Source organism: Lysinibacillus zambalensis, assembly GCF_040183165.1.
Lineage (GTDB): Bacteria > Bacillota > Bacilli > Bacillales_A > Planococcaceae > Lysinibacillus > Lysinibacillus zambalensis.
In genome coordinates this window covers 115,469-128,551 of record NZ_JBEGDG010000007.1, presented here as the reverse complement: position 1 = coordinate 128,551, position 13,083 = coordinate 115,469, and the positions used below count along the sequence as shown (strand labels likewise).

General features: G+C 33.3%; 6 protein-coding genes. All 6 read right to left on the bottom strand.

Going from position 1 to position 13,083, the window contains the following annotated elements:
• Window positions 1-2: 2 nt before the first annotated feature.
• The 6 genes from ABNX05_RS11645 to ABNX05_RS11620 are packed head-to-tail and all read right to left on the bottom strand — an operon-like array spanning window position 3 to window position 13,022.
• Window positions 3-470 carry a hypothetical protein gene (locus tag ABNX05_RS11645; protein ID WP_349659903.1) on the bottom strand — a complete coding sequence of 156 codons (468 nt, stop codon included), beginning with the start codon at window positions 468-470 and terminating at the stop codon, window positions 3-5.
• Between the two features lie 12 nt (window positions 471-482).
• Window positions 483-4,325, bottom strand: coding sequence for a phage tail spike protein (locus tag ABNX05_RS11640; RefSeq protein ID WP_349659902.1), 3,843 nt, complete (start codon window positions 4,323-4,325; stop codon window positions 483-485).
• 12 nt (window positions 4,326-4,337) lie between these two features.
• A complete protein-coding gene (locus ABNX05_RS11635) occupies window positions 4,338-4,976 on the bottom strand; it encodes a phage distal tail protein (RefSeq protein WP_349659901.1) in 639 nt (212 codons plus the stop codon).
• An 11-nt stretch (window positions 4,977-4,987) separates the two neighbouring features.
• Window positions 4,988-5,644 (bottom strand): hypothetical protein, encoded by a 657-nt coding sequence (locus ABNX05_RS11630; protein WP_349659900.1) that lies wholly within the window; start codon window positions 5,642-5,644, stop codon window positions 4,988-4,990.
• Between the two features lie 2 nt (window positions 5,645-5,646).
• The gene (locus ABNX05_RS11625; protein ID WP_349659899.1) at window positions 5,647-6,222 is read right to left on the bottom strand and encodes a distal tail protein Dit; all 576 of its coding nucleotides are present in this window, start codon (window positions 6,220-6,222) and stop codon (window positions 5,647-5,649) included.
• Window positions 6,223-6,242: 20 nt separating this feature from the next.
• Complete coding sequence (locus tag ABNX05_RS11620; RefSeq protein WP_349659898.1) at window positions 6,243-13,022, bottom strand: phage tail tape measure protein; 6,780 nt, start codon at window positions 13,020-13,022, stop codon at window positions 6,243-6,245.
• Between the last annotated feature and the right edge of the window lie 61 nt (window positions 13,023-13,083).

The window sequence follows — 13,083 nt, the reverse complement described above, 5'->3', positions numbered from 1 at the left end:
TTCTATCCGCCAATATGTACATTTGAACTGAAACCATCTTTTATAGTTGTATTAGTGCTTGCATGTGTTTGAATTGTAGAGTCATTAGTTGCAATCAGGACTCCTCCAATATAAACATTTTTACTATTTCCGCTAGATATTTTTCCTGTGGCACTGCTATGTTGTCCACTTGCATAACGTTCGTTTGATGATAAGTTATAAGAATCAGATTCAATTGTGTTATCACCAAGTAAGGCAGGGTTTTTCCCTTGAATAAAGACGTTGGATTGTTTAGCTTTTATTGTTCCGTTAATTGTGGCATTAGTACTATAACCTCCAACCCAATTATAAACAGGCTCACGATTAGTACAGTACCCATCGTCATCCCATGATGTACATTCTGTACCTGTTTGGATATATCTTTCAGTACTTATATGGGAGGTGGCGATTGATTGATTTATAGAAGCACCATTTAGTGCGATTGAAGTCATAGATATCCTCCTTTAGTTAAGATCAATACGATTACCGTTTATTTTTATACCATTTGCAGTCATGGATATAGTGTTAGTTCCAAAGGTTAATTCTAGTTTAGAATTGTTCATTGTAATACTCCCACCACCACCTTTAATAGAGACAGTTCTAGGGGATGTAAGTTCAATTGATTTTTCCCTATCTGTTGTTAAGTTCATGGAGTGTTTTTCACCATATTCATCAACATACTCAGTAAAGAATCCATTAGGAGTCTTATATTGTTTAGCTTTATTATAGTCAGTATTAGCTCCTGAACCTGTACCCCAAATTGCGACAGGATAAGCTTCTACTCCAGAACCTTCAAAGTACATTTCATATTTCGCTGTTTCGGAGGATGGATTGTTTAAATCAAATCTTGTTATAAATCTCAAATATTTTTGCTTTATATGAACGTAATTGTAAGGATCATCCTTGTCATATGTTCTTAATCTCGTAACGGTTAAATCAGAGATAAAGCTATCATCTTTGTCTAATGATTCTAGAACAGATTCATCTAACTCACCATTCATGATAAATAGTTTTCGTGCATATAAGTGACCGTCTTTATTTATCCAAAATCTAGGTTCTTTTTTAACATCAATAGCAATACCTTCATTAGCATTTAATCTAATTTGTTCACCATTATTACCATTGATGGTGATGCCTTTCTCGTGGTCAAAGACTATTTTTTCACCTAATTTACCATCAACAATCTTTAAATTATGAGTAGTAATGTCTTTAGCATACAATCTACCATCAATACCTATATAGAATTTTTTATCGTCTTTTACATGAATAGAAATTCCCGAAGAAGCGTTTAATCTAATTACTGACTCTTTAACTCCATCTCCATCAGGATCACCGTATATAGTAATGCCATCTTTCCAATCAAGAGTAATTGCATCGCCCAAATCACCGTCAACAATTCGAAGGTTTTTTGTTACAAGTCCTTCAGCATAAAGCGTACCATCTTCCCATTTAGAATCACCTAAAGTTGCAAATAACTTACTTGTCCATTTTCCATTTTCCCATTTTTGCAGAGCTAGACCATTGGTAGCATTAAGATATGCACGATATTTACCATCACTACGCACAGCAATAAATCCAAAATCATTCATAATGAGGTTATTATGGTATGAACCCATTTGAAGTCCAGAATAGAATAGGGAATCTTCAATTGCTTGACGAAGACGAGTAGCTTCATCGTAGTAATCTTTAAATTTCTGCACAAAAATACCACGATTCTCAATTGCACTCGTGGATTCAGTAAGTGGATCAGTCATATCAATATTTAGGCTATCTGATTCTAAATAGCCGTTACTAATGACTTTTATGTAGTTTGAAATGTAATCCATTAACTCTAGATAGGAATTTTTTAAAGCACTTGTTGAGTATTTATCAGTTGTAGAGTAAACAGTATCGAATGTTTGTGTTTTTGTATCAAACTCTGAATCCACATCGGTAATATTATCTCTTTCACTTATTATGTATTTTTGTGCCTGTTGAAGAAGTAACTTATAGTCAGAATGGATTTTATATAGTTCTTTAATGATCTCTAATTTCTCAAGTGTTGTTAATTTTCCATCTGCCACAATCTTGTCAAATAATCCAATATTAAAATAATCATTCTCTGCATCCAAGATTACTTCATCTAAATTATTTACGATTTTTATGTTTTCAGCTACCATGTTTCGAGAATACAGTGTACCGTCTGTATTAGCCCACAACACTTTTTTCCAATCATCACCATCTCTTTTGCTCACTGAAAATCCTTCGCACGTTGTTAAAGTTACTTTAGTAATATTATTACATGAGACAAGTCCAAAGCACTCGTTTTCCTGTGGAATTAAGTTTCCGTCATTATCTTTTTCATTATCCGAAACTAATCCTAAACGCATAACCTCGTCACCATAACGATTATAGATTGTTGTTCTTGAACCTTGAGTCATCCATATACCAGATTCATCTTCAATAATTAAATTAACTCCAGAAATTATTTTTCCGAAAATGCGCTCGCCAAATATACCGTCTTTTGATATCGCATGTTTCCAAGACTGCCCATCATCATTGGTTATGGCTAAAAAGCCGTTTTGAATGACAAGCCAGCTTAATGGATCTTCTAAGTTTCTTACAATTATCCCACGTTCACTTATTTCTATCTTCTGATTGTAACCTGCCATTACTGCATTCTTTAACGCATCCCATTTATTATTGACGATGTTGTTGATAGCGCCGTTATTTTCCTCTGATAAATTCCATTTCCATTTGTCCATCTGAACTATCGTAGAAGTATTACCTGCTTTATTTAATTGCTCTAACCAATTATTACCTTCATCAAATTCATTTTCTATAACGACTGAAATACTTCCGTTTTCAAAGTCACGAGTAATCTCAGTAATTTTTGCTTTTACATCAACCTGTAGTCTATCATATCTAACTCTTACAATATCTCCTAAACTTAACTTATCCCAATCATTTTGACATTCTACTATAGATAGAAAATCAATCAAATTTACATCTAGCTTAATTTTTGGTTCAAGATACTGCCTAAATACCTCTTTGCCATCCTCAATTAAATCCTCATCGTATACGATAGAATCGTTGGTATATTCTTTTTCGATTTCAAAGTCTGATAGCTCTTCTAATTGCTCAACTGTAAAGTTATTTTCTCTTGCCAACTTTGTTCTTAAATCGTCTAATTCATCTTCATAATTTGATAATTGGTATTTTAATTCTCTAATGAATGCTTTTTGATTTGATATTTCGTCTCTTTTTGCCTCTAAGCGTTGAATGATGTCTAAATGGTTAGGGGAGGAGGATTGAAAGTTAGCATTAGATAAATCTAATTCATCTTCAATTATTATCCTTTGTGTATTTAAACTACTTAGTCTTTGTTCTTCTGTTTGAATAATTGATTTTTGAGTAGTGATTATCTCAGTCAAGTTAGTAAATCTTTCTGATAATGATTCTACTAGTTCTTTAAAGTCTTCTAATGCAATACATAAACTGTCACTCAAGTATTTTGAATGACTAACTACAACTCCATTTTCACGCTTAAAAGGGTAGAGGTAATATCTATAGTCTTCAAGGTAAGATTGACCTGTAGGATTTAATCTATGTATTGATAAACCATCTTGTCCATAAACTTTTAAGCGTGTTATGGTGTCAATGGTATTTGTAGCTAAATTAAATGACTCTAAGTATTTTCCGTCTCGTAAGTAAAATCCTTTATCTTTCCCAATATTCTCAGGTTTGTAGAAGTTTATTTCATACTTAACTGAATCCCATACAATTAAGGCATTCCAAACATTAGCCAAATCATATATTATTTCTAAAACATTATTAGAGGCAACTTCATAGCTTCTGTAAATTTCTTCGAAGTAAGTATCTACATAGCCTAATTTCCATTTTGTATTAACTGATGACAGAATTTCAGTTGTTACTTGAGATAAAGTTTTACTGACGACTTCAAATTGTCTTATATTTTTATCACTTAACTGAACACCAAGCGACAGGGAAGTGAACTCAATATGCTCATCTTCGCTATACGATTTATTAGATTCGTTAATTAAGAAATACTCTGTGACATTACCGTACTTTAATTTAAAAAGGTATCGATTTTTTATCTTATCAATATTTTTATTATCAACAGGAACTCCGTCTTCAATTAATACTGTTGGAATTTTAAATGATATTTCATTTAACACTGAAAGCTTAGTACTGTAATTGATGTCATAAGCTTCACTAATTCTAGCTATTGTTTTTTTGTCAGGTCTACAAAGAAAAATTCTAGCATCATCTGGCTTTAAATTATAATCTATTTCACCTAATTTCAATCATTCATCACCTCACTCTTGTAAAAAGACATATCGATGTCTAATATCCATATCAAAATCACCTTTGCCTTTTAAGAAGTTTTCACCTTTCACTATTTCAAGGTACTCGTCATTGTGATCATCGTATCGATATACACCTAAATTTTGTCTATTAGATACGATATCTTCTTTTTCGCAATCAATAAAAACTTCTTCATTGTCTATAAGATTTTCAACAACAATTTTTTGATTTGTTATTATATTTGTAATTTCAATAGCACCGTTACCATTCTTTTTTCTAATCCATAGTTTTGGCTTTATATCGAAGTCACCTAAGTTTTCAAAAGACTCACAAGGGTCAAAAGAGATAGAGAAAGATTGGATATAAGGCTTTTCATTATCTTTCTCTGAATCCATGACAATCTTGTATCTGAAAATTAAACCATCTAATTCATAACCATCCAATAAGTTAGTACCATTAAAATTTATAAGCTTCCAGTCAGTCCAATTAACATAGTCATAAGAAATAGAAAAGAAGAAATCTACCTTTTGATTATGTATGTTTATAATATTTGAAAGTATAGTAGTTAAATACTTAGACGAAACGTTGGAGATTTCGTAGTTCTTAGATGTATAAGAACCTGTTGATTTTATTAAAGAACCCCATTTCATCCCAACAACTCCTATTCTATTTTTCCAAATGGTCTAAATTCACAATTAGTTCCGACCTTTTTCCAAATAATATTTTTAGCCTTTCGCCATACAACTGAACCATCTATAAATGCAGTGTCGTTTTGAACAGATGACCATTCGGGTTCAGTAGGGGAGGAGTAACCTGCTGTTTCGCATATGTAATAATGTGTTTTACTACCATTTGTAGGGAATACTAAACTTCCTACTTCATAGTTAAATTCGTTCCGCCATACTGAACCTGTCACTTCATAAAATTCTTGATTTAAAGTATTTAGAAAAGTAGGAGGAGTGGTGGAACTTTTGCCATCTACAACACATTCATATAATCCACCGTTATCAACAGACGGCTTGATCAGATTACCAATACTGTAATTTTTATTAGGTAGCCATTTTTTAGCTTGAATACCTTCTCTAGTTACAACCCATCCAACAAATGAGTTAATTACAGGAGTTTTGTTCCAAAGTATATGTCCAATTTTATAAAGTTTGTTATCATTCAAATCCTCAATATCACTGATTGAATTCTTCATATATTGTTCTATTTTTTTGAAGTTGTCTCCATAACTCACAATTGTCTGTTTTATATCATCCTCACTAAAAGATGATTCAGTTGTAATATTTAATTCAAGTTGATCCGTAGTTTCCATATTTATAATTCACCCCATCTCTTTATGTTGGGATATAACGCACCCCAAGAGTTGTCTACTTTATCAATAGTTAATCCATTAGATGTGACTTTTGTATTGATAAGGCTTCCTTGTTCAAAAGTATTAATGTCATCAATAATCTGATAACCTGTATTAGAATCTCTAAATTCTAAATTATTAAATACGTGTTCATGTGAATAGGTGTAAGGTGAATCACATCTAATGTTAAATTCAACATGACCTTGTTTTAAACCGTTATGCAGCAATTTAGAATCACCTTCAACTAGCGCATTGAATACTCTGTTAGGATTACTTTCAAAGACTAAAGGTTTGTAATACGGCTGAAATAACCAACGTGCAATTTTCCTTATATCCTTATCTTCAACCCAACTTTCTAGATAAAAAGACAAACTAAAAGAGAGTGGTTCGTGTTCCACTCTCTGAAAGTAAGGCTTCTCATTATTAGCTACTTTTTTTTCAATTATTTTACGTGTAGGGAGAAAGTTTTCTTCGTACAATCCACCTTTAGACCAAGCAATTTTAACACCCATCTCTTTCGATGAAATGTTATCATACATAAAATGAATAGACTCCAACATTACTTTCTCATTCCTTTCCTACGTAATAGATCATCATCAATCATTTTATTAAATTTATTTAAATCGTTTTTGTCGCCATTCATTTTGTCAATATTGAAGTTTATTTTAATATCGCCATACGTATCTCCACTAACAACTGAGGTTGTTTTTTGTGGTGGAGTAAACTTAGATAGGATAGGGGATAGACTAGACATAATTTTGTCCATTACATTTATCGAATTGAAGAATCCTTTCGTATCAACCTTGTCCAGCATAATTTCATGAGGATGAGCAATAATGGCTTTCCCGCCTTTACCGTCAATACCTGTTCCAGTCCAATTCATAAATCCACCCGTATCAAGTGAAGCTATCTTTTTCTGCATTAAATCTCTAGTTGTAGCATTATCGATCATTCCTAAATTAGAGTCGAAGAACGACTTCAATTGATTAACTTGTGCAGAACTATATGTACTCTTGATGGAGTCGAATGTTACACTATCTTTAATCTCAGAGCCACTTCTTCTACCTTGTGATGCAATACCGTCAGCTTTAGCTTTTAATGCTGTTTTTGTATTAGCACTTAATGATTTGTCAGGTACAATCTTTTCATAAATAAATTTACCTAACATAACTTGCATATCTGCTTTCGATAAGCTTCCATCATTTGTAGCTTCATGTTTATTACCAGAAATACTGTTAATGAATTGTTCAATGAATCCATCATATTTTCCACCTAAAATACCTTTATTACTATCAAAATATTCATATAAAGAATCAATATCTGCTTGAGTAAGTCCTTTAATCGAATCATTAAAATTAACGTCATCTTTAGTGAATTGAGTACTGCCATTTTTTCTACCTTGTTCAGCTAATTGTTCAGCCATTTGACGAACCGCATCTTTATCTTTTCCAGATGTTTGTGCTGAGACATTGTCATATAAGAATTTACCAAGCAATACTTGTAAATCGCCTTGAGTTAGACTACCGTTAGATGTTTGAGTTCCGTTGCCATTATCAATATTAGGATTGAAATTAAATGAACCATCATCTGTGGATATTTGACTATCCTTGAATTCTTTAAATAATTTTAGTGCTTCTTCTAAATTATCAATTACATTTTGACGAATCGTCATACCTACAGCTTGCATTGTGTCATCAAGCGTATCAGCAAGTTCAGGCATTGTAGCTCTCATTTCATCTGCAAACTTTTTGAATTCAGCATCTACTTTTTCAAAATGACCAGATAAAATAGCCTCTCTCATTTCGGCGAATTTTCGCTCATCGTTAAGCAAATCTTTATAATGCTTCTCCCAATATTCCTTTTCACGATTAATCTTATTGATTACATTCTCATGCTCTTTATCTTGAAGCTCAATTTTTTCATTCACTTCTTCTTCTTTGGCTTCTAAGGCATCGTTTAAAGATTCTTTACGTAATTCAATTTCACGATTATGACGTTTTTCTTCAATTTGCTTGTCAATTTCATCTAATTGTTCTTTCAACTTCTTGCGTTTCGCCTTACCTTCATGCGACTTATCTAAGGCTAGGTCATCAAATTGACTTTGAATATCATTACGCTCTTTTTCTAAATCTGAAATTTCCATGTCATAGCTTCGCTGTGATTCTTGACGATCTATAAGTTTTAGCTTCTCATCTACATTCTTTCTGAATAAATCCATCTCATCATTAAGATTTTTTATGATTTGCTCATGTTTTTCATTTTCACGCTTAATTTCATCATCAAGAGTCTTTATATGTTCATCTCTACGCTCTTGGATATATTCTTTATAGGCATTGATAGCTTTGTCTGCAATACTTTCAAGCTGAGATTTATTAGCTTCCTCAACTTGCTTAGTGTAATCTTTAATCGATAGGGTAGCGTTCAGATATGCAAGTTGTTCATCTGTTATTAGTTTTTTTACTTCTTTGATACGTTCAGCAGTAATATCACGTTGCTTTAATTCTTCTACTAAGGCATCTCTAGTAGCTAAATGTTGTTTAGCCATTTTTTCATATTCTTCAAGTATAATCTTCGTATATTTAACGTAGTCAGCAGAACCTTCGTCAAACATTTTACGAATTGCTTCAGCTTGATTAATTGCAGAATCCATTAAACCGACTTTTTCATCAGATTGAGTCTTGATATTAATTAAAATATCGTAATCGCCATTTTGAATAGCGATTTGCAATTCTTTAATTCCAATAGTCAATTCCTCTATACGGTTTCTAGTAGATTCTAAAGCTTCACCAGATAGCTTATTTCCATTTACTAAAGCAGTTAACTGAGTTAATTCATAGCGATTGGAATTTTGCTTTTCTCTCATTGCATTATTTATATTTGCGAGAGTTTTTACATATCTAGCAGAAGAGGTGTCCAATTCTTCAATATTAGCTTTTTCATTGTTAATTGCTTTATCTTGTATTTGACGTAGTTCTTCATATTTAACTATGATTGATTCAACTTTACTATTTTGAATCTTATTGTCTACTTCCTTTATACTTTCAGCTACGTCCCACCAAGATAGAGATAATTCACTTAACTGATTAGTTAACTCATCTTTTAGAGCAGGGGAGAGGTCTTTACGTTTAAGTTGATTGCGAATGAAATTTGCTTCGTTATGTAATAAATCTTGCTTATACTTTAGATGTTTAGTTTCTTTTTCTAGTTCATCTCGATATGCTTTTGAGTACTCGGATTGTTGTGAGGCGAGGATATTAGACTTCTGAATAGAACGATCTATACCCTCAATAAGATGGTCATAGTAAGAGAGATTAGATTTAACTAATAGTTCATTCAAATTATCAATTGTATCTTTAGTATTAAGAACGTCACTTTCCAAACCGTTTAAATCAGATTTAGCTTGGTCAATAGCTTGTTGAGACGTATCAATACCGACACCTGCACCACCATTAGTTCCTGCGTATTGGTTGTAATATTGGTTAGCATAGTCTTGTCGTTTAGCAATTTGTGAACCACCAGAGCGTTCGTACAATCTTTCAAACTCAGATGCATGTTGAGAAGATGATAAATCACTTCTTTGTAAAGAAGCTAATGCCTTTTTCTCGCTACCATTTAACTCTTTCCATGCGTAATCTAATTGAACCTGTAAGTCTGTCCAAGATTTACCTATAGATTTAGCATAGTCTTGTAATCCGTTTTTTCTTCCGCCTAGCCATTGGAAAATACCAGATGCTCCTGTAGATTTATTAACAAGGCTTGAATTAAAGCTTGATTCCTGTTGAATATTACCCATTAGCCCTGCAATAGCATTATCATTTAATCCTTTATTTTTGAAATAGTTCCAAACTATAGCTTGTTGACTTGATGCTGATGAGGCAGAAGAACCACCAGAACGAATAGCATTTAGCGTAGCAGTAGGGTTGATTGTTTGACCCTTTGAGTTATTTTGCTCGTAGTGTAGGTGAGCACCTGAAGTATTACCTGAATTACCAGAATTACCAATTTGTGTACCTGCTTCTACTTGATCTCCGACTTTTACTAGAGTGCTATCTAAGTGGGCTAGTAAATGTCTAATACCATCTTTATCTTCAATGACTACTAAGTTACCATAAGTCCAGTCCATCTTTTTACCATTTGTGTCTGATGTAGCAGAACCTGCTTTGATAACTTTACCACTGACAGGGGCATCTACACGAGTACCTGTATCCATCGCAATATCGATACCACGATGGTTGTCTTTACGTTCACCATAACCAGAAGTAATTTTACCAGTATAACCCTTGATATTACCGTTTGAATTAGCAGAAACACTTCCAACCTGCTGAATTTTACCTGATGCAATCTGAGCTTGTACTGCTTTAGCTTGTTTTTGTTGTAAGGCTAATTTTTCTTTTTCTAGCTTAATTTGAGCTTCTAGTGACTTCTTATATTCTTTAGAGTAATCAGAGTGTTTAGATTGTATTTTTTGTTGTTTTTCAATTGCTAAAGTAAGCTCTTCTAATTTTTGCTTATACTTATCAGTAATCCAAATAGACTTCTCTTTTTCAGCATTGTTTTCTTTTGTAGCTTTAGTGTTACTGTTAGTGGATTTAGAGGAGTTTTCAATTGCAGTATTAAAGCTATCAATCGTGCCAATATTAGTGTTCAATGAACCTTGTAGATCATCTAATTCTGAAGTATAGTTGCTTATTTGTGATTGAGCTTGACCTAATAGAGTACTTGCACGAGCTGCTTTCATACCGTATGTATAACTGTTTGGATCTTCGTCTTTCATGCTATCCATTGCATCATCATAAGCTTCTTGAAGCTTAGTTTGAAGTATACTTAATGCTTGTATTTCTTTTTTTATATTTTCAATACGTGCTCTAGTTGCAGTAGCAGACGCTAACGTAGCTTGTTCTTCGGCACTTAATTTGCCATCACGAGCAAGCTTATAACCTTTTAGTAAAACTTCATTAGCTTTACTTTCTTCTTCAATAGCTTTGCGTTTCTCATCTGATAAGGCTATAGCTTTGTCATCTTTACCTAGTAGGTCAGGGTAGACGCCTGACAATTCTTTCATTACAGCTACACGTTTATCTAATACATCTTTTACACGTTGTTCTTCAGCAGATAAGTTTTCTTTAACGTAGATATCTTGTAATTGCTGTTGAGTATAACCTGCTACCTGATTAGATAATGTATCGTATTGGAATATTAGGTCGTTTAATGCATCGACTCCTGATTGCGATACACCCGCCATTTGTTCAGTTACATCTTTGAAGTCTTGCATTTTTGAAGCTAGTTCACTTAACTGCTCTTTTGAACCTTCAGCCTCATTACCTAATCCATCAATTTCTACTTCAGCATCAACAATTGCATTTTTACCATCAGAAATAGAATTAACCAACTCAACGAAATCTGTTTTGAACTCTTTAAAATCGGCATTATTAGTAGACTTAGCTAATTCGTTGATGCTATCAACAGTTTCTTTATATAGCTTTTTATCTCCATTATTAATTGCTTCTTGTAATTGAGTTTGTAATTTACCAAAATTAGTAGAGAAGTCTTTTAATTGAGCACTATCTAAATTAGAAACATCTAACCCTCGTAGGAAATTTTCCATATCTTTAGCAACAGAAGGTTCAATTTTAACTTCGTCTACAGCATTGGCAACTTCTAACATTTTGCCTTTAATTTGATCAGAGGTATCAACTACTTGCTGTTCTAATTTTAATAATTCATATTCTTGTTCAGAAGTGTCTACGCCATTTTTTTGCATAGCCTCAATAATCTGCTTCTGATTCTTGATTTGTGACTCTAAACTACCGTAGATATAATTAGAGAATGAATCATACCAAGCACCATCAACTTTTTCATTGAACTTATCAAATTCTTCTACAGCTTTTGCTAATGTTACTTTGTTTTGAGCTTCAATTAACTCGTTTGTAGCATCAACTTCTTTTTTAATTTCTTCGGAAGTCTTAAGATGAGCTTGACCTGATGCATCTGTATATGAAATAAGGGCAGGGTAAAGCTCGCCTAGTCGTTGTTGCACCTTTAGATATTCTTCTTCTTTAGTTGAATCCCACGCATTACCATTTTCTTTAGCTGATGATAATTCTCCATATTTAGTGATTAAATTTTCTACAGCTTCACGATTATCGGTTAGAGCAGATGCATTATTTTTTAAGTATGTATCGAATTCCTCTTGTTTTTGAATATTATCTGATATTACATTCGTCAATTTCTCAATTACTACACCAACAACTGAAAAAGCTACACCTATACCTGTAGCTATAGCTAAACCTTTTAGAGCAACTGTGGCTAAACCTGCAACAGTTCTAAGTCCAACCAATGCTCCAGAGAATACACCTGTTGCGCCTGTAGCTGCAACAGTTGCAGAGGCTTGTTCGTATGTTCTTAGTGTTAATGCTCTGAAACTACCACTAAAAGCATAAACGGCAACTGTTGCAACTGTAATGACAGGCGGTAGTAATCCTATAGTTGAAACTACTCCGTTACCAGAGTCAGTCATTTTTTCTAATGCCGAGGTTGCCACCACGATTCCGTCGTAAATCACAGTATCTCCTGCGGATTTACTGAAGCTAGTCCACGCAGTGTCAAGACGATTCAATCGTCCTTCCAATGACTGATTATACTTTTCCTGCTCACGCATAGCTGAACCTTGTGATTCTATTGCTGTTGTAGTACTATCTGTCGCCATTTTGAAGTTATTCATCAGAGCAGCCAATCTGTTCTGTTGATATGTACCTGCTACATTGATTAATAAATTTTGTTGTTGTTCGGCACTCAATGACTTCCATTTGCTTCCTAAATCATTGATAACGTCACCTATTTTGCGCATTTCACCACTAGAGTTTCTTACTGATACTCCTACAGCTGCCATTGCATCTTGTGCTTTTGGTAATGTTGCCATACGTGAAAAGATAGTTTTTAAACTATTACCAGTGACGTTTCCTGTTTCCCTAGTTGCAGCGGATACGGCGGTAGTATATCCTACTAACTGTTCAAGACTTACACCATATGTTTTTGACGATTGAGCGGCTTTATTCATAGATAGCGCTAGGTCTTTAGTCGTTACTGAATAATTATTGTCAACCTCATTTAATGTATCTGCAATACGAATAGAATCTTCCTTAGCTATATTAAATGCTAAAGTTGCCGCCGTTAACGTATTTACAGATTCTTGTGCATTTAAATCTGAAATATTAGTAAATATTTGAGCTGTATTTGTTAAGGCAGTTGCTTCTGTAAGTGTGTTGTCCATACGTGCAAATTCATTTAAAATCTCTAAATACTCAGTAGTTAATCCTGATAATTCACGTACATTAACCAATGATTTTTCAATCGTTTGATTAAATTGATATAATGGGGCATCAGATCGATTATACCGCTAG

Excerpts from the sequence above, each read along its gene's own strand:
- ABNX05_RS11635 (WP_349659901.1), bottom strand. The coding sequence starts at position 4,976 with ATGAAATGGGGTTCTTTAATAAAATCAACAGGTTCTTATACATCTAAG.
- ABNX05_RS11645 (WP_349659903.1), bottom strand. The coding sequence starts at position 470 with ATGACTTCAATCGCACTAAATGGTGCTTCTATAAATCAATCAATCGCC.
- ABNX05_RS11630 (WP_349659900.1), bottom strand. The coding sequence starts at position 5,644 with ATGGAAACTACGGATCAACTTGAATTAAATATTACAACTGAATCATCT.
- ABNX05_RS11625 (WP_349659899.1), bottom strand. The coding sequence starts at position 6,222 with ATGTATGATAACATTTCATCGAAAGAGATGGGTGTTAAAATTGCTTGG.